The sequence below is a fragment of the Bifidobacterium indicum genome (assembly GCF_036987015.1).
Lineage (GTDB): Bacteria > Actinomycetota > Actinomycetes > Actinomycetales > Bifidobacteriaceae > Bombiscardovia > Bombiscardovia indica.
This window is the reverse complement of record NZ_BTXM01000001.1, coordinates 822,448-840,786: the sequence shown is the minus strand read 5'-3', so window position 1 is coordinate 840,786 and position 18,339 is coordinate 822,448. Positions and strand designations below refer to the sequence as shown.

General features: G+C 62.0%; 14 protein-coding genes. 11 read left to right on the top strand and 3 right to left on the bottom strand.

Translation table 11 applies throughout. The features are described from left to right. The first annotated feature begins 223 nt into the window (after positions 1 to 223). The 7 genes from AACP59_RS03605 to AACP59_RS03575 all read left to right on the top strand — a co-directional run bounded on the left by AACP59_RS03605 (position 224) and on the right by AACP59_RS03575 (position 8,125). Positions 224 to 910, top strand: coding sequence for an RNA polymerase sigma factor (locus tag AACP59_RS03605; RefSeq protein ID WP_339349905.1), 687 nt, complete (start codon positions 224 to 226; stop codon positions 908 to 910). Then, positions 897 to 1,784 carry a hypothetical protein gene (locus tag AACP59_RS03600; RefSeq protein ID WP_297316227.1) on the top strand — a complete coding sequence of 296 codons (888 nt, stop codon included), beginning with the start codon at positions 897 to 899 and terminating at the stop codon, positions 1,782 to 1,784. The genes AACP59_RS03605 and AACP59_RS03600 overlap by 14 nt, the downstream gene beginning before the upstream one ends. A gap of 43 nt (positions 1,785 to 1,827) precedes the next feature. After that, positions 1,828 to 2,679: an ABC transporter ATP-binding protein gene (locus tag AACP59_RS03595; protein WP_339349904.1), complete on the top strand. Its 852-nt coding sequence runs from the start codon at positions 1,828 to 1,830 to the stop codon at positions 2,677 to 2,679. 223 nt (positions 2,680 to 2,902) lie between these two features. Beyond that, on the top strand, positions 2,903 to 4,147 hold the full coding sequence (locus AACP59_RS03590; RefSeq protein ID WP_339349902.1) for a hypothetical protein: 1,245 nt from the start codon (positions 2,903 to 2,905) through the stop codon (positions 4,145 to 4,147). A gap of 55 nt (positions 4,148 to 4,202) precedes the next feature. Further along, positions 4,203 to 4,940, top strand: a complete 738-nt coding sequence (locus AACP59_RS03585; protein WP_297316230.1) for an ABC transporter ATP-binding protein — start codon at positions 4,203 to 4,205, stop codon at positions 4,938 to 4,940. Beyond that, positions 4,937 to 7,036, top strand: a complete 2,100-nt coding sequence (locus AACP59_RS03580) for an FtsX-like permease family protein (protein ID WP_339349901.1) — start codon at positions 4,937 to 4,939, stop codon at positions 7,034 to 7,036. The genes AACP59_RS03585 and AACP59_RS03580 overlap by 4 nt, the downstream gene beginning before the upstream one ends. A 90-nt stretch (positions 7,037 to 7,126) precedes the next feature. After that, entirely contained in the window at positions 7,127 to 8,125 is a 999-nt protein-coding gene (locus tag AACP59_RS03575) for a glycosyltransferase (RefSeq protein ID WP_339349900.1), read from the top strand. 95 nt (positions 8,126 to 8,220) lie between these two features. Here AACP59_RS03575 and AACP59_RS03570 read toward each other — a convergent pair whose 3' ends face one another. Further along, on the bottom strand, positions 8,221 to 8,988 hold the full coding sequence (locus AACP59_RS03570) for a histidine phosphatase family protein (protein ID WP_339349899.1): 768 nt from the start codon (positions 8,986 to 8,988) through the stop codon (positions 8,221 to 8,223). Between the two features lie 63 nt (positions 8,989 to 9,051). Further along, positions 9,052 to 9,831 carry a nitroreductase family protein gene (locus AACP59_RS03565; RefSeq protein WP_339349898.1) on the bottom strand — a complete coding sequence of 260 codons (780 nt, stop codon included), beginning with the start codon at positions 9,829 to 9,831 and terminating at the stop codon, positions 9,052 to 9,054. Positions 9,832 to 10,012: 181 nt separating this feature from the next. Here AACP59_RS03565 and ppgK point away from each other — a divergent pair, with 181 nt between their 5' ends. The 4 genes from ppgK to AACP59_RS03545 all read left to right on the top strand — a co-directional run bounded on the left by ppgK (position 10,013) and on the right by AACP59_RS03545 (position 15,852). Continuing rightward, positions 10,013 to 10,783: a polyphosphate--glucose phosphotransferase gene (gene ppgK / locus AACP59_RS03560; RefSeq protein WP_339349896.1), complete on the top strand. Its 771-nt coding sequence runs from the start codon at positions 10,013 to 10,015 to the stop codon at positions 10,781 to 10,783. Positions 10,784 to 10,851: 68 nt separating this feature from the next. After that, complete coding sequence (locus tag AACP59_RS03555) at positions 10,852 to 12,024, top strand: pyridoxal phosphate-dependent aminotransferase (RefSeq protein ID WP_339349895.1); 1,173 nt, start codon at positions 10,852 to 10,854, stop codon at positions 12,022 to 12,024. Positions 12,025 to 12,153: 129 nt separating this feature from the next. Beyond that, positions 12,154 to 13,524, top strand: coding sequence for an MFS transporter (locus tag AACP59_RS03550; protein WP_339352921.1), 1,371 nt, complete (start codon positions 12,154 to 12,156; stop codon positions 13,522 to 13,524). Between the two features lie 72 nt (positions 13,525 to 13,596). After that, positions 13,597 to 15,852, top strand: coding sequence for an exo-alpha-(1->6)-L-arabinopyranosidase (locus AACP59_RS03545; protein ID WP_339349893.1), 2,256 nt, complete (start codon positions 13,597 to 13,599; stop codon positions 15,850 to 15,852). Positions 15,853 to 16,025: 173 nt separating this feature from the next. Here AACP59_RS03545 and AACP59_RS03540 read toward each other — a convergent pair whose 3' ends face one another. Further along, a complete protein-coding gene (locus AACP59_RS03540) occupies positions 16,026 to 18,302 on the bottom strand; it encodes a hypothetical protein (RefSeq protein WP_339349891.1) in 2,277 nt (758 codons plus the stop codon). Positions 18,303 to 18,339: the final 37 nt, after the last annotated feature.

Sequence of the window (18,339 nt, the reverse complement as noted above, 5' to 3'; positions counted from 1 at the left end):
GCCGAATGCGGGAGGTGCAACAAACGGCAGGGCATCGAACCTTCGACTCCTGCCTGCAGTGCACCATGCCGGGTGGGCCGTGGAGGGAGGAACCGAACACGGGTGTCCCGCCTTGCGGGTGACACGCCGGCGGAGAGGTCGACCGGACCTGTGCAACCATTGCAGTCTCCCTGACGAATATGTAGATGGTAAAAGATGCTGGATGCCGCAAGGAGGCCGGACCATGGAGACGAGGGAAGAGCACCCGCTGCCTGCAGCCGATGCCGCCCCGGGGTCGCCCGGGGAATCGCTCGACATCCCCACACCGTCCATTTCCTTCTCAAATGCGGACGGGGATGATCCCGACCTTGGCGATTCCCGACAGGAGGATGAGGAGTGGATCGGCAGGATTCTGGCAGCGCGTTCCTCGCGGGCGGCCGACGACCTGGTTCGGAAGTACTACGATGACATCCTCGCTTACATCCGGGTCCAGGTGGGCGAGCGTGAGGAGACCATGAACCTGACCCAGGAGACCTTCATCGCCGCCTTGCGGTCGTTGGGGAATTACGACCCGGGCAGGTCCGGCTTCAGGACCTGGCTCCATCGCATCGCCACCTACAAGGTGATCGACTACTGGCGAGCCCGTCGTCGACGGTTCCGCCGGAATACCTGGGAAGAACGGGGTCCGCTCGCTGCGGAGACGACCGATCCGTCGGACAGGGCCCTGGATGAGGATCTGGTTCGGCGGATCGAGAACCGTGTCTCCGTCGCCCCGATCCAGACCCAGGAGGTCTTCCGTCTGCACCTCTACGGAGGGTATGGGTTCGCCCGGATAGCCCGGATGAATGGAGAACCCGAAGGAACGGTCAAAGCGCGTTATTACCGCCTCGTAGAGGGGCTGAGAAAGGAATTTGGCCATGAACGACTTTGAACCGGATGTACGTCCCATCCTGATGGCCATGAGGGGGGCCGATGCCGAACCGGATACGGGCGCGGTGGCCGCAGGGGAGCGAATGCCCGTGTGGGACGAAGCGGAATACGGGCAACGGGAACGGTCCATCAGGATGATCAGGCGGAAGGGTCTGGAGAAAAGGCCAGGTCTGGTCAGAACCTTGGTGGGCGTGATCCGTTCCCTGGGGTTGCGGAACCTCCTGTTCGGACTCTGGGACTGCGTCTTCATCGGTCTGATCGCCTCCATCGTGATTTGGGCGGCCATCATCGGCGGGGTCAGTCAGACCCACTGGCTCAACAGGACCGATAGGCTCTTCGGCCTGGTCGTACCGGTCTTCGTCTGCTCCCCGGCCCTTTTCCTGGTCGTGCATTTCCTGGTGGTGGTCAAGGAGCGCAACCTGAATACCCTGAACCTGATCAGGACCTGCAGGTGGTCCTTCCGTCAGATAGCCACGGTGAGGATGTTCCTCTTCGGTATGGTCAGCATGATGGTCTCCTCCCTGGCCACGGTCCTCCTGGTGCGGACGGCCAATCCGGGACTGCCGACCATGATCATTCTGGGAATCTGCTTCTCCTCCCTTTTTCTCTTCTCCCTGCTGCAGATGTGGGCGGAGGGGCATCTGCATACCGTTCCGGCAATGGTCCTGGTTCCCGCCCTCTGGATTCTCGCCGGTCTGGTCATCCAACTGATGCGATCCGAAATCGCCCCCTACCTGATGGCCATTCCACCCATCCTCAGTCTGGCGACAGGCCTGACCCTGCTGGCGGTCTTCCTGGTGGTCCTGCACCGATACTGCACCGGAGACCGACTGGAGAAAAGGGTGGAAAACCTTGGAAGGCCGGTGATGGCATGAAGGTCGGTTTACCTATCCGCAAGATGAAGGGGGAAAGGGCATCGTGCTGAACCTTGACCATATATCGAAGAGTTTCGGGGGCCATCGGGTCATTGACGATCTGAGTCTGACCTTCGACCTGGGGGTCCATGGGCTTCTGGCGCCCAACGGCGCGGGCAAGACCACCCTGATGCAGATGATCGCCACCCTGATCCATCCAGATTCGGGCAGCATCACATGGCAGGGGCAGGACATCCTGGCCATGGATGAGGATTACCGCGGCCTGCTGGGATACCTACCCCAGAAGTTCGGGTTCTATCCGGACTACAGTGCCACGGAATTCCTGATCTACATCGCCGCCCTCCAGGGGATCGGACGCAGACAGGCCAAACCCCTGGTGGCCGACCTCCTGGAGATGGTGGGGCTGGGTGACCGGGCGGGACAACGGATGAAGACCTTCTCGGGCGGCATGATCCAGCGAGTGGGGTTGGCCCAGACCATGATCAACGACCCCGACCTGATCGTCCTCGATGAGCCGACGGCCGGACTCGACCCCGGGGAGCGGGTCCGTTTCCGTGGTCTCGTTCATTCTTTGGCCCAGGATCGGATCATCATCCTATCCACCCATATCGTCTCCGATCTGGAGACCATCGCCGATCGGGTCATCATGCTCAAGGATGGGAGGGTCCGCTGCAACCTTTCGCCGGGCCGGATCAGCGGCAGGCTGGAGGGAAAAATATTCCTGGTCCCCACCGGCTACCGCCTGGAAGAAGGCCAAGCCCTTCTGGAGGAGGAACACGAGGGCGGGGAGACCAGCCTCAGAATCTACTCACCCTGGCCTCCGGATCAGGGACAGGTCATGACACCTAACCTGGAGGATGCCTTTTTGGTGGTCTACGGGGATGAGAGGTCATGATGGTCTTCCGGTCCCTCGAAGTCCATGACGGGGATGCCAACCGATTCCTCCGCAATCCCGCCCCGGCATCCACAGGTCCGGCACCCGCCCGGCGGGGCGGATGGGTCATGTTCCCGTTCGGGAATGACTTCCCCCGCGTCTTCGCGGACCCAGGAGGGCGTGCGGATGCGCACGGGCCGCGAAGAGAGGCCAGGCTGTCGCCTTCCTGGGGAGGGTGTCTCTGATGAGATGGACGACGGTCAGAAACGAGATGCGCCATCTTCTGGGGCCGTCCTTCTGGATGACCCTGGTCCTGTCCCTCGCCTTTGTGGCCTGTCTGAATCTGGCCATGTACGACCAGGTTCCCACAGGGGATGCCCGGCATGAGGTGGCGGAGCATGGCCCCACGGCCACCCGGGCCTTCATGGCCGAGAAGGAGGGGGAGGCCCGGGGACTTGAGCCGATGGTTTCCCGGGAGATGGAGTCCCTTAACCCCCAGGCCCGTGAACTGGGGGTGGTGGATTACCCGTCTGCCAGGGAGCTGGTCGACTCGGTACGGGGCGAGAAGCAGGCCGATCCCTCCCTCCCCGATCCCGCAAGAGGCAGATTGGTGGAGCGCATAGTATCCCAGCCTGCTTACAGCCGGCTTGCCGACTGCCATGACGCCATGGATGCGTACCTGCGGTGTAATCGTCATACCCTGATACTGGCGGCCGTGAACCAGACGGGCAGGGAGGGGGGCCAAGGATCCACAGGTGGGGGAGGGGCCGGACAGGGAAGGGCAATCCTGCCCGGAACCGTGGAGGGGCGGGTCGATGACCTGGCCGGACAATGCAAGGCGGGCATGGGTCTGGCCGCTCCCAGACTCCTGAGCTACACCCAGAGCAACTTCCGTGTTTCGATGTATCTGGTCCCCCTCCTGGCGGCCCTGGCCATCACGGCTCCCCGTCTGACCAGGGACCGGGTCCGGAAGGTTCGCCAGACCCAATGGACAACACGGACCGGTAGACTCCTGCCCGGGCTGCAGGTGGTCACCCTGGTTGGTGCCGCCCTCCTGATGATGCTCATGGTGACAGCGGGATCCTTCCTGATGTGGCTCCCCAAGATCCATGGCCTCGACGGCCTCCCCGTTTTCGATGGGAGCAGACTGCCCTGGTTCACCTGGTCTCTGGGAGGATATCTGGCTGCGTTCATCCCGCTCTGCCTCATATCGGCCCTGACGGACACGCTTCTGGTCATCTGGATTTCCATGCACTGCCGTACCGACACCCGTCTGGTGCTGATTTCGGTTCCCCTGGTGGTGGCAATCTCCTTCTGGTCCATCGACCGACTCCTGGTCGATCCGTACTGCATCGGCAATCCACTGAGCCGGTTCCTGCCCATTCCGGGTATCGAATGCGTTGTCTGCCTGGGTCTCTTCGTCATGGCCGGCCTTCTCTGCTGGTGTTCGGCTCGAAGAATCCACAGGCAATCAACCATCGGCCTCTGAAATGGATCATCGACAACCTGCCGTATCCGCGGCGACAATGAAAGGTACATTCATCATGTTTGAACCACCGTTGAAGATGGAAAGGGTCTCCTACCACTACCGGGCGGGGAGCTCGGGAATAGACCGGATCGACCTGCAGTGTCCGGCAGGGTCCTGGACGGCGGTCATGGGGCCATCCGGGGCCGGGAAATCCACCCTGCTCTACTGCGCCTCGGGACTCTTGCCGGTCCAGGAAGGATCGGTCAAGATCGCGGGCCGTGATATCGCCGGAATGAAGGACTCGGCCCTGACCCGGATGCGGCGTGACCATATCGGGTTCATCTTCCAGGACTACAACCTGGTCGAGGCTTTCACCTGCCTGCAGAACGTCATGCTGCCACAGCTCTTCGGTGGCCGGGGGATTGGTTCCGCCCGGGCCCTGGAGGCCTTGCGGGTCCTGGGCCTGGATGGGTATGCAGGGCAGTATCCCGCCGACATATCCGGCGGCCAGCGGCAGCGTGTGGCCATTGCCAGGGCATTGGCCCTTCAACCGGACATGGTCTTCGCCGACGAACCCACCGGAGCATTGGATACGCGAAGTTCCGGGATGGTCCTTGATGCCTTTTCGACCATCGCGGAGGAGGGGGCAACGGTGCTCATGGTGACCCATGATCCCAACGTGGCCGCCCGGGCCCAGCGGGTGGTTTTCCTGGTCGATGGCGCCGTCCACTCGGTCTGCCAGGGGTATACGGCCGAAGAGATTGCCACACACCTGACCGGAATGACACTGACGGATGAGGTGGTGACAGGATGAGACCGGCAGGTGCCGGCCCCCAAGCCGGACATGACGAGCCGTTTGGCGGTTTCCGGCATGACGTCCCTTCCGGAGCCTTCCTGGCCGGAGGGGGTGGACACGCATCGATTCATGGCCGCTCCTCGGGTGGCGGACCGACCTTCTTTTCCCTGGTGCGGTCCCTGGTCAGGGAACACCGGTCTTCCTACCTGGTCATGGGCCTGACCACCTTCCTGGCATCGCTCCTGACCTCGTCGACCATGCAGGTCTATCGGGCCGGGAAGGCGGAGGACGGCATGGGTGATCTGACCGGATTGAACACCTACCACCGGTACCTGTCCCGGGTTCCCTATCGGGGCATTTCCATTGTGACCATCCCGGCGCTCGCATGCTGCCTGCTGGTTTCGGTCTTCCTGGTCCTCTCTTCGGTTTCCTTCCTGGTCCAGGAACGGAGACGTGAGTACGGGATGATGCGGTTGAACGGCGCTTCCCGCTCAAGGATCACAGCCTTGGGGCTTCTGGAGTTTTCGGCCCCCCTGGCTGTGTCGAACCTGCTGGGTTGCCTGGTCGGATCCCTCCTGACCCTTCCTGTCGGGCGGTTCTATGCCGGTTCTGTGGAATTCGACAAGGCGGGGATGGTCTTTACCCCGAGGATCCGATTCTCCGTGGGGGTGGAGACCCTCATCCTGATGATGGGCACCTGTCTCCTGGGTGTCTGGATGGCCATGCGCAAGGTGGCCAAGGCCTCCCCGCTCCAACTGATGCAGGAGGCCACGGTCAGGGGCGGTCGGATTGGCTGGATCCGCTCCCTGGCCTTCCTGGTTCTTCTGGCCCTGACACTGGTGGTCGGGTTCGCCCCCCTGCCCTCCCTGACCCTGGACATGCGGAGCATGCTGGAGGTTATCCTGGTCATCACCACGGTCTACCTGGGTGCCCCCTTCCTGGTGGCGCTGTCCGTCTCGATCATCGGCCTGATCCCTGCGAAGGTCGCCGGAGGTCCGGGTCTTCTGGCCCGTCAACGCGCCCGCAGGGAGAGTGCCGGTTCGACCGCCATCGCCCTGCCGGCCATGATGATTCTGACCATTCTCATCTCCTTCGTCGCAGTCATGCAGGCAGGTTCCATAGGGGGTGCGGTCCTGCAACTGGAGCCGCTGAAGGCGGATGTCATCGTTTCCTCGACCAAGGCGGGTGATGGATATCAGGATCCGACGGACCTGATCAGGGGGATGGCGGGAGTCCGGGCATCGAACACCTACTATTTCCAGAACTGGATGTTGGGTGGATCGGAAGACCAATCCGCCATCGTGGTCTGGGAATCCTCCGAACAGACACAGGAAAGGAATTCTGATATCAGCCGTTTCACTCGGGTTTTGGGGAATCTGTCCGACCTGGGGCCGGGCCGGATCGCGGTCAGCGAGGATTCAGGGTATTCCCTGGGGGACAGGGTCCGTCTCCTTGACCGTCAAGACCGGGAGCATGAGGCCCGGATTGTGGCTGTGGTGCAGCCTCCCCAGGGAATTCCCGAGCTGACGCCGCTCAGTTCCACCCCACTGTTCCTGACGGTTGATGATGCCCTGCCCAGACTTGGGGAAGACGGAATCGTGATGATGCCCATCCTTGCTTCAGACCGTGCCGGAAAGGACCGCATCGTCTCCCGTCTGCGTAATGAGAACTTGGACGGACTCAAGGTGCAGACCAGGCAGGAGTACATTGATGACTTCATTCAACGTGGTCTTACCGGGCAGGTGGCCCTGACCGTCATGGTGGTCGGAGGAACGGTTCTCGCCTTGATCTTCATGATGCAATCCATCGCCATCGCGGCGGGGGAACGACGAGGTCGGAATCGTCGGCTCCATCAGAACGGGGTTTCTCGGGCCTCCATAGTCTGGTCGGCGGTCATGGAGACCCTGACCGATGTGGTTGGTGGGGCGGTGATGGCCCTTTTGGCGGTTGCCATGGTAGAGGGTTGCCTGGCTCTGGGCTTCACGCGGTCAGGAATGTCGGCCTTCCTGACCCCTGTGCCGGTCCTTCCCTTCCTCGTGGTGACGGCTGTCCTCCTGATTGTGGCCACCCTGACCACCGTCCTCTGCAACTCGTCCAGCGATCATATGACCTGAAATTGCCTGGATGACCCGGCCCGGGCATGCATCCTGTGCAAGTTCCGAGCGGGTTCGCTCCTCGGGCAGGCGGGGTGTCACAATGGAGACATGAAACGATCGATAGACAAGGCCGCCATGGTCATCGTGACCTACAAGCGGCAGGAGCTCCTGGCCAACCTCTTTGGGTCCATCCTCAACCTGACCGTCGCCCCCTGGCGGATTGTCGTGGTTGATAATGAAAACTCGGAGCAGACCCGTCGGCTGGTCAGCGAGTTTTCCGATAAGGTGGACGGACTCTGGGGTACCACGGTCGTGGACGGAGACGGTCAGGAACATCGTGTCGTCTACGCCCCCCAGGAGACCAACGGTGGCGGGGCCGGCGGGTACTCGGCCGGAGTGGGCAAGGCCTACCAGCTGGGTGCCCGGTGGTTCTGGGTCATGGACGACGATGTGGCCGTGGAGCCCCGGGGGCTTGAGCTGCTTGCCAAGTGGACCGACCGCTTCCAGGTCATCCAGGGATCGCGCCTGGACTACGATGGAGGCCCCTTCTACTGGCAGTATCATTTCATCGTCCCCATGGGCATCCCGGATCCCGTGGCCCCCTCCGCGTTCGATTCCTCCGGTTTCAGGCCCATGAACACCATGTGCTTCGAGGGGGGCTTCTTTTCGCGTCAGGTGGTGGAGAAGATAGGCCTGCCCGATCCCAGGTTCTTCATCTACTGGGACGATACGATCTATGGGTACCTGGCCAGCAAGGTGACCAGGGCCGTCGAGGTCGAGGACGTGGTCATGCGCCGAACCCGCGAGATCGGGAACTGGGACATGGGCGGAATCCGGCAGCTCAACTCCACCTCGGATGTCAACCGATACCACATCATGCGCAATCGGGGTTACATGGCCCGGTACTTTATGGCCCACGGGGATTACCGCCCCCTGGTCTTCGCCCTGGGCACCCTGGCCACTGCCGCCAAGGAGATCATCCGACTCCTGGCCGTGGACCGTGGACATATCATGACGGGAATCCCCAAGATCATCCAGGGGTGGGTGGATTCACGCAAGCTCCTCCATGATCCCGACTGGAAGCCCATGGCACCCTTGAAAAACTGAATTATCCCCATACATGGCGGACCGCCCTGCCGATCATCATCTCCGGTGGCTTCGGCGGGGCGGTTTCTTGGTTTATTCGGCTCGAAGCCCAAGGACTAGCGCTCGGCTCCGGCAAGGAAGTACTCCATGGAGGCCAGTGGGCCGTCCAGGCTGAACCTGCCATCGGCATAGGTGACCTTGGTGACCGCGGTGTTGTCCATGTCCGGGACGTCGATATCATCGCCCATGGTGACCAGGAACTGTTGGAGGCACATGCCGGAGCTGACCACCAGCACCTCTCCGCCACCAAGGGTGACGGCGTTTTCGGCGATCTTGGTCAGGACCCTCATCATGCGAACACGAACCTGTTCGGTGGTTTCGGCCCGGTCCTCGGAGGCCAGGTCGGTGCCCAAGGGGTTCTCCAGGTCCAATTCATGGAAGGCGTCCTGCATGGCGGCGGAAATCAACCGGCCTGTGGCCTGACGCACCTGGTCATGGTTCTCATAACCCATATGGGAGCAGACGGCCTTGATGGTCTCGGCCTCGTCACGGCCCTCAAAGCTGCCGAAGTTGTCCTCACGCAGATCGGGATCCACTTGGATGGGGAGATCCCCCTGTCCTGAAGCGTCAAGGGCCTCACGGGCGGTGTCATACTGACGGGTCAGGTTGCCGCACCAGGCGGAAACGAAGCGGATACCCCGAAGACCCCGGCCGAATTGTCGGACATCCTCCCTGCCTTCCCCGGTCAGTGGGAAGTCGGACCAGCCCTGCATCAGGTGCATGCGGTTGGCTGTGGTCCTGCCGTGACGGGTCAGGAAAAGGGTCACCCTCCTCGGGGGGTTCTGGTGATGTTCGATTCTTGTTGAAAATGCGCCATTGGTCATGGTTCATCACCCTACACGAGCCCCTTACCAGGGCTTCCAATCCGGGGCGTGGAGCCGGGAGGATCAGGACCTGATGAAGTGGCCTCCGTCGCCCCAGACCCAGGTCCCGCCTCCGGCGCCGATCTGGAAGTTCATCTTGGCGATGCCCAGGTCGATGATGGAGCCCGTCCCCGAGTTCTTGTCCAGGCTGGCGGCGGCATCGCCGGTCTTCCGGTCCAAGGTGAAGAGGACGGGCTGGCCGTTCATGGCCGAGGGGGCCTTGGCTGCCGCGGCTAACCCGGCCTTGAACCAGTCGGGGGCCGCCTCCCTGTCGTCCTCGCTCATGGGGGCGGTCAGTTCGTCATAGGATTTGGACGGCCTGTGCTCTGCCTGACGCCGGCAGAGCTGGTCGAATTCCTGGTTGCCGTAGTTGGCCTCTGAAGCAGAGTAGCCGATGGTGATGCCCAGATATAGGGCCTGGCTTGGCGTGACGCGACAGTGCCTTTGGGCGGCCTCCCTGTTCCAACTGCCGGCCACCCAACCGGTCCCCAGTCCGTACAGGGTGGCGGTCAGGACCAGGCGTTGGCCATAGAAGCCGGCTTTTTCCATACTTTCCGGGTCATCCTTGGGGCCAACCAGGGCCAGGTAGTTGGCCGCATTGGACAGGTGACCCGACGTGTTGCCGGCCTCGAAAACATCAGGTTTCCCGGTTACCAGCTGGATGTCCAATCCGCTCAGCATATTGATGGCGTTCAGAGTGCTGGAGAGCTGGCGGATGGTGCCAGGGGCCATGGGGGAGGGGTCGTAGTGACGGGTGGTGATGCGCACATTCAGTGCGTCGATGAGTTGGGTATGTTCGGTCATGGTGTCATTATCCCACCCGTGGATGAACAAGACGAGTAGACGAGGGCCGGTGGTCCTGCCCACCAGCCTCCTCCTTCCTGACCGACCCGGTCGAATCAGGGAGAATCCGGCCATGCCATGGGGTACAATTCCTACGTGCCGGTTCGTCATCAACTATGTAGTCAGCACCGAAGGAGCAGCAATGATTGATACAGCGCAGGCTTTTGGAGTGGATATCGGTGGATCCGGCATCAAGGCTGCCCCGGTCGATCTGACCATCGGCGATTTTGCCGAGCCCCGGAAGAAAATCCTCACTCCCGAGCATTCCACCCCCGAGGCGGTGGGCACCGTGGTCAAGCAGCTCCTCGACCGGTTCGAGGTTTCCGATGATGTTCCCGTGGGCGTGGCTTTCCCGGCCCCGGTCAAGCCCGACCGGCCCCTGAGTTTCATGGCCAACCTGGACCAGGCCTGGGTGGGGACCAACGTTCAGGACGTTCTTTCCGATGCCTGCGGAAGGCCCGTCAGCGTGGTCAACGACGCGGATGCGGCCGGACTGGCAGAGGTCCAGTACGGTGCAGCCAAGGGGCAGAAGGGACTGGTCATCGCCACCACCCTGGGCACCGGTATCGGTACGGCCCTCATCTACAACGGGGTGCTCATTCCCAACAGTGAGCTGGGCCACCTGATCCTGGACGGAAAGGACGCCGAGAAGTATGCCGCCTCCTCGGTCCGTGACCGGAAGAAGCTCAGCTACAAGAAGTGGGCCGGTCGTCTGACCAAGTACTACCGGCTGCTCGAGCATTATTTCAGTCCCGACTTCTTCGTCGTGGGTGGCGGCGTGAGCAGGATGAGCGAGAAGTTCCTGCCCCACATCAAGATCGATACCCCCATCGTGGCCGCCAAGCTGCGCAACCAGGCCGGCATCGTCGGCGCTGCCTACCAGGCCGACCTCCAGCAGAAGCACCTCGGGTGAGTCTGAACCGGTCCTTGGCGCATGGGCATTGAACCGGGTACGGCCAGGAATCCGAACAGGAGGGCAGGATGTTTTCCCATCGTATCGGTTCCGAACAGCCCAACCGTATATCCCGAGCCCAGGCAGAGGCCCTGGACCGGGGAATCAGGTTAGGAAGATTGAACGACTCCAATCCGACCAGATTCGGATTGGGGCCGGAATCTCTGCCTGGTATCTATGGTGCCGAACCGCAAGGCCCCATCCAGGCCCGACGGTCTTTGGCCGCCTTCCTGACGGAGCGCAACCGTGCAGGAGGGTCGTCGGTCCTTGTGGGCCCTGATGATCTCTACTTACTCTCGTCCACCTCACAGGCCTACTCATGGTTGATGAAGCTGCTGTGTGATCCAGGTGACATCATTCTGGAACCCCGCCCTGGTTATCCTCTGATCGAGTCCATCGCCGGTCTGGAATCAGTCCGTGCTTTTCCCTATGGATTGGAGTATGACGGTTCCTGGTTCCTGGATCTGGCGACCATCCGGGAGGCCCTCGAAGAGCCGGAAGCAGACAGGATCCGTGCTCTGGTCCTGATTAATCCCAATAATCCCACCGGATCCTATCTGCATCCTGTGGAGCGGCAGGAGGTGATGGATCTCTGCGCAAGGCACGATATCGCCATCATCGCCGATGAGGTATTCTTCGATTATCCGCTGGACCCGCTACCGGGTAGGAAGAGGTTGGCAGGTGACAATGAGGTGTTGACCTTCGGTCTGGATGGTTTTTCCAAGATCCTTGCCGCACCTCAGGCAAAGGTTGGCTGGATCCAGGTCTCCGGGCCCGCCCCCCAGGTCCTTGAGGCCAGACGACGTCTGGATCTGATTGCCGACGATTACCTGCCCATGAGTCAGATCATCGCAGATGGCATTTCCTCCATGCTTCAGGAAGTGCCCGGACAGACAGCCAGGGTCGCTGCCAGGATACGAGAGAATCTGACCGTCCTCAAGACGATGCTGGCAGAGGAGAGCGCCTGCGTCTCCTGTCTGAGGGCCGAGGCCGGATGGAATACCCTCCTGAGATTTCCGGCCGTGATCGAGGAGGATGATCTGGTCGTTCATCTGATTCGTCGGTATGGGCTCACAGGACAACCGGGATACTTCTTCGACATGCCGACCAACGGGTATCTTGCATTGTCACTCCTGCCCGAACTCCCGGAATTCCAACACAAGGTCAGTGCGTTACTTTCTGCTGTGAACGATTTGATATGATAATCGCCCCGGAATTACTGTAGATTACGGATAAAGTGGGTTTTGGTGTTTGGTTTTCGAAGGGAAGGAAGTTGATTCGGCTCAATGGGGCCATAGTCTGCAGGGTTGCACTACCAAGGAGGGTAGAAGATGGAAAATGATGAACACAAGAGTCAGGCACAGCATGGTGTCGGTTCTCGGATGGATGAGGATATCGCTGTCATGGCCACGGCCGGGGAGGCCTCAGGTGCCGTGACATCCCCGACGATGGATGTTTCCCTCGCCCCCGACAGCGGACGCCGTTTGAACACGACGGAAAAGGTGCGTTTTGCCGTCGGCTTCATCATGGTCTCCCTCCTGTGGGCGGCCCCATTCACGATGGGCTCCGGTGTTCTGCTGCCGCAGATCTTCAACTCCCTGCATGGGGTGAGCGCAGAAACGGCCCTGGGTACGATGAACTCCATCGGCTGTGTCTTCGCTCTGGTGGCCAATATCGTTTTTGGCGCCCTGTCAGACATGTCACGATTCCGGATCGGCAAACGGACGCCGTGGATCGTCCTGGGTGGAATCATCGGGGCGGTTGGATTCCTGGTCGTCACGCAGTCCCACACCCTGTTCATGATCATCTTCGGATGGTGCATCGTCCAGGTGGGCATCAACTGTCTGATTGCGCCCGCAGTTGCTGTCCTCTCGGACAGGATTCCCGAGGCCATCAGAGGCACCTATTCTGCGCTGTACGGTGCCAGCATGATCGTGGGCCAAGAGCTCGGTACCATCATCGGCAGCTTCTTCATCAACAAAATCCAGGCGGGCCTGCTGGTGGGCATGGTCATCTTCCTCTTCTCGGGGATCCTGACCGTACTGATCTGGCCCCGGGAGCGCTCGGCTGCCAATACCGTTGTGGAGCGTACCTGGGCTGATGTAGGGAGGTCCTTCGTTCCGCCGACCAGAAACGCTCGCGATTTCTATCTCGCCCTGCTGGGACGGTTCACCTTTGTCATCGGATGCTTCATGATTTCGGGATACCAGTTGTACATCCTGCAGAAGTACTGTCATCTGAGTGATTCCGCAGCTGCCTCCACACTCCAGGTCATGGCTCTCATCTCCGTGGTCACAACCATATTGGCGGCTGTCGTGTCAGGACCACTGTCCGACTTTCTTCAGAGGAGGAAGATCATCGTGGCGGTCAGTTGTGTGGTGATCGCCGTCGGTATGGTCTTCCCCTTCTTCATGCCCAACCCAACAGGCATGTTCATTTATGCGGCCTTGGCGGGTATCGGCAACGGTTGCTACATGTCCGTGGATCAGGCTCTGAATGTCGACGTACTGCCAAATGCCGAGGAGGCCGGCAAAGACCTGGGCATCCTCAACCTGGCCAACACGATCGGCCAGGTCCTGGCCCCTGGTTGCACCACCCTGGTCATCGGCATGTTCGGAGGCTACCGGATGGTTTTCCCCGTGGCCATCGTCTGCCTGTTGGTCGGGACCTTCTTCATCATGATGATTCGCAAGGTCAAGTAACCGAAGCAGCTTGAATCCGTGAAGGGTTCCGCTTGCGTCATGTTTTTCCATAACAGGAAGGAATTACATACCATGAGTCAAGACAGAAACATCAAGGCCGGCGAGTTGGACCTCAGGCAGGAGGCGTCCCTGACCTCGGGGTCGGATTCCTGGCACCTGCAGGGGGTGCCAGAACAGGGCTACGAGGGGTACATGATCACCGACGGCCCTTACGGACTGCGCAAGGCAACCGGGTCGGACGTCTACGGATCGGTTCCCGCCACCTGCTTCCCGCCGACCGCCGGACTGGCCTCCTCCTGGAATCCGGATCTGACCTACCGGGTGGGCCAGGCCATGGGCGAGGAGTGCATCCAGGAAGAGGTTGCCGTCATCCTGGGGCCTGGCATCAACATCAAGCGCAGCCCCCTGGGTGGCCGCAACTTCGAGTACTACTCGGAGGATCCGGTCCTGGCCGGGCACCAGGCCGCCGGTCTGGTCGAGGGGGTCCAGTCCAAGGGGGTGGGCACCTCCCTGAAGCACTTCGCCGCCAACAACCAGGAGACCGATCGGCTCAGGGTCAGCTCGGACGTCGATCAGCGCACCCTGCGAGAGATCTACCTGCCTGCCTTCGAGTATGTGGTCAAGCATGCCAAGCCCTGGACCATCATGTGCGCATACAACAAGCTCAACGGGGTCTATGGGTCGGAGAACCGCTGGCTTCTGACCGACGTGCTGCGCGGTGAGTGGGGGTATGAGGGACTGGTCATGTCGGATTGGGGTGCTGTCCACGACAGGGCTGCCGCCCTGCGGGCCGGACTGAATCTGGAGATGCCTCCCTCCGACAGCGACCAGGAGGTGGTTCAGGCCGTCCAGGCGGGGAACCTGGACAAGGACCAGCTGGACAGGATGGCCCAGGGGGTCCTGGACCTGATCGCGAAAGCACGTCCGGCCATGTCGCAGAAGGGTTACCGCTATGATGTGGGGGCCCACAACCAGGTGGCCCGTCAGGCCGCCCAGGAATCCATCGTCATGCTCAAGAACGAGGACGGGGTCCTTCCCCTCTCGGCTGGCGAGAAGATCGCCCTGATCGGTGAATTCGCGCGGACCCCGCGCTACCAGGGTGGTGGCTCCTCCCACATCACCCCCACCAAGGTCACCACGGCCCTGGACTCCTTCAAGGAGACCGGCATGGATGTGGACTTCGCTCCCGGGTTCACCCTGGACGACGCCCCCCAGGATGCCGCGCTGACCGATCAGGCCCTCAAGGCCGCCGCCGGTGCCGACAAGGTGGTCCTCTTCCTCGGTCTGCCCGAGGATGCGGAGTCCGAAGGGTTCGACCGGACCAGCATGGACCTGCCCGCAAAGCAGCTCGACCTCCTCAAGGCGGTCGGCCAGGCCAACGACCAGGTGATCGTGGTCCTATCCAATGGATCCGTGGTCTCCGTGACGGACTGGATCCCCCAGGCCAAGGCCGTTCTGGAGTCCTGGCTCCTGGGCCAGGCCGGAGGCCAGGCCGTCGTCGACATCCTGACCGGCCAGGCCAACCCCTCCGGCAGACTGCCCGAGACCATTCCCGAGCACCTGGAGGACAACCCCACGATCACCTCCTTCCCGGGCGAGGAGGGGCACTCCCGCTACGGTGAAGGTGTCTATGTGGGTTACCGCTACTACGACACCTTCAAGAGGCGGGTCGCCTTCCCCTTCGGTTTCGGTCTGTCCTACTCGACCTTCGAGATTTCGGATGTGCGCCTGGAGAAGACCGGCCCCAACGCCGTACAGGTCAGCATGACCGTGGCCAACACCTCCCGTGTCGACGGGGCCCAGACCGTTCAGGTCTATGTGGCTCCCTGCGCCTCCAAGGTGGGTCGTCCTTCGCATGAGCTCAAGGCTTTTGCCAAGGTCTTCCTCAAGGCCGGTCAGTCCCGGGAGGTCAGGATGGACCTGGACCAGCGTGACTTCGCCTACTGGTCGACCGCCATGGACGGGTGGCACGTCGAGGCCGGCACCTACGGGATCGAGGTCGGTACCTCCTCCCGGGACCTGGTGGCCAGGCTGGACGTGGACCTGGACGGGGACGGGCTCTTCATCAGGCTCAACTCGGACTCCACCATGGAGGAATGGCGGGAGGACCCCATCGGCGGGCCGATCATGAAGTCCCATGTCGAGGGGGGCAAGGTCCCCATGCCCAACGATCCCAACACGGCCAAGCTCTTCGACAGCATGCCGCTGGTCTCGGTCATCACCATCTCGGGTGGGGACGGACGCCGCGTGGTTGCCGACATGATAACCGACTATCAGCAGGCGCTTGAGCAGAAGGGGCTGATCGGGGCCTCCAAGGGCCATGAGTAAGGCAACGGTCTTGCCGGGCTGATTTCCCGACGATTCGGCAAGGGTCGGCGTCCACTGTTCGGATGGTGGGCACCGACCCTCTTCATTGCTGCTGGCCCGGCTTTCGCCGTTCCGATCCGGTTTGGTCCGCGCACTGTCGATGCCGGTTGCCGATCCTGATGTCCCTCGGTTGTTTACAGGAGGGTGAACCAGACCTCGATGGTGGTGAACAGCGAGGTCTCGAAGTGGGAGAAGAGGACCAGGGCATATCCCACCATGAGGACCACCGATACCAGGCAGGACAGGACCAGGAGGATTGACACAGCCCTCTCGGCCTTGCTGCCTCCCTCGTCCGGATCCTTCTGAGGCCGGTCCGGGATTCCCTGGCCGAGCCGGTCACGGGTGGCCAGGACCAGGACCGACACCAGGGCCAGGAGCCAGGCGAAGTCGAGCATGTACCGGTCGGAGAACCCACCCAAATAGGAATCAAGGGCCATGAGTATGAGAGCCAGAGGCAGGGGCACGATGACCAGTCCCGACAGGTTGCGGTCGTTCAGGTCCCGACGCACCCTGGCTGAGCAGAGGAGGGTCAGACAGACCAGGATCACCGGTGCGATGACCAGGAGGCCGCCGATGCCCGGTTCGGTGTAATGCCAGATGCTCAAGGGCGCGGGGGAGTTCTGCAGGTAGGGGAATGCGGTCCTGGTGGTCAGCGGTTGGAAGAGGTAGTAGCCGAAGATCCCTGGCAGGCTGCCCAGATCGGGGTGGTAGTGGGTCAGGTCCACGACGGTCATCTGGTACCTGTTGCCGAAGTTCAGGATGGACCCGAACCGCCAGTGGTTGTACCAGAGCAGTGGGGCTGCCACGATGGGCAGGGGGAGGAGGGCGACCCCCAATATGCCTGCCGGGGTTCCACCCGAGGGCCTGGTTCCCCTGTCCGCGGTCTTCTCGGAACCGTGGCGGAGGGAGCCTGTCATGGCCTTGATTTCCTGGGAGAATATGGGAATGGCCAGGAGCCCGGCCACCAGGAAGGTGGGTCGGCATCCCAGGGTGGCGGCCACGCAGAGCGAACCCAGGAAGATGCGCCATTTCGACAGGTGCCAACCCCGACCCTGATCCCGGGAATCAGGGAGCCAGGCACCCCCGTCCGCCAGGGTCCACATGCGGGTGTGCCCCCCCTCAGCCCGGACCCTCCGCGCTCCCAGCCAGATCCAGAGCCCGGTCATCAGGGTCAGGAGGGCCGCGTCGAAGGGCAGCGTGTAGAAGTTCTTCCTGCACCAGAGATGGGCCATGTTCGATCCGGTCAGGATCGTCACCAGGGCCAGGGCAGTCGTGGCCAGACTGATTCCCGGGAAGTGACGGGCCAGGAGGCGGATGACCATAAGAATCGTCATGACCGTGGCCAGGGTCACCAGGAAGGAGGCCGCCGCAGCCGTGGACAAGGCGTACCCGCCGGGGTGGAAGAGGGAGGTCAGGGCCCGATAGGGCATGAAGAACAGGACGGCGGGGAGGACCCCGAAGTACGAGTACCAGTGCCCCTGCCAATAGACATAGTCCCAGTAGATGGGTTTCTGGTCCTGTGCCAGGAGGGCGTTCCTGGTGGCGATGTCGTAGGGGTTGTGCGCCTGGGCAAGGCCGGGTGCCTGGTCCATGTTCAGCCAGGGTCTGCCCTGGAGGAGGGCCTGGGCAACATGGTCGTACTGGTTGAAGTCATAGACGTAGGAGTTGGGGTGGTGGAAGTCGCCGGGCACGAAGGTCGCCATTTCGTGCAGTATGGACCAGGCGGCCCAGGCCAGGAGGGGGGTCAGGGCCAGGGTCAGGGCCAGCCGTTGTCTCCCGGATTTTGCATCCAACGGTATCCGCCAGAGGCGGGAGCCGGGCAGGAAGGCGGCGATCATGAGGATCAGGGCCACCATGGCAATCAGGCGGACCGGGTTGATGCTCAGGGGAACTTGGACGTCAGGGGTGAAGGTCCCGATGGGCAGACGGGATCCCTCCGGTTCCTGTATCCATAGGCGCAGGGCCGTCAGGGAGGACCCCTCCTGGGTTGGACGGGCCGAGTTGCGCAGGTAGTGCGTCCTGTCCAGCCGGTCCACGACCAGGCCGCTGCCACCTCTGACCCACCCCCTTGGATGGGAGTACCGGGCATCCAGACGGACATGGATTCGTTCTGGGATTTCGTCTGGTTTGTCACCCCCGGCCGGATTGGACGTCTCCACCCGGATGAACCCTGACCGATGGGAGGGGGAGCCGACCTGGATCCAAGCCCCGGCCGGGTCCGTTACCAGCAGGCCCCCTCCCTGGAGGGCTTTCAGACCCGGTCCCAGCTCAGGATCCGCCTGGGCCTGTCCGGCCCCTATCAGGGAGCCGGCCCCCATGGACTGCCAGTGGGCCAGGTTGAACACACCGAGCTCCATGGCCAGGACCAGGAGGATGCCCAGGCAGAAGGCCAGGCGGCCTGGAGCCCGCATTCGGGGCATGACGGGGGTTCGTATCACCCCTTTATTC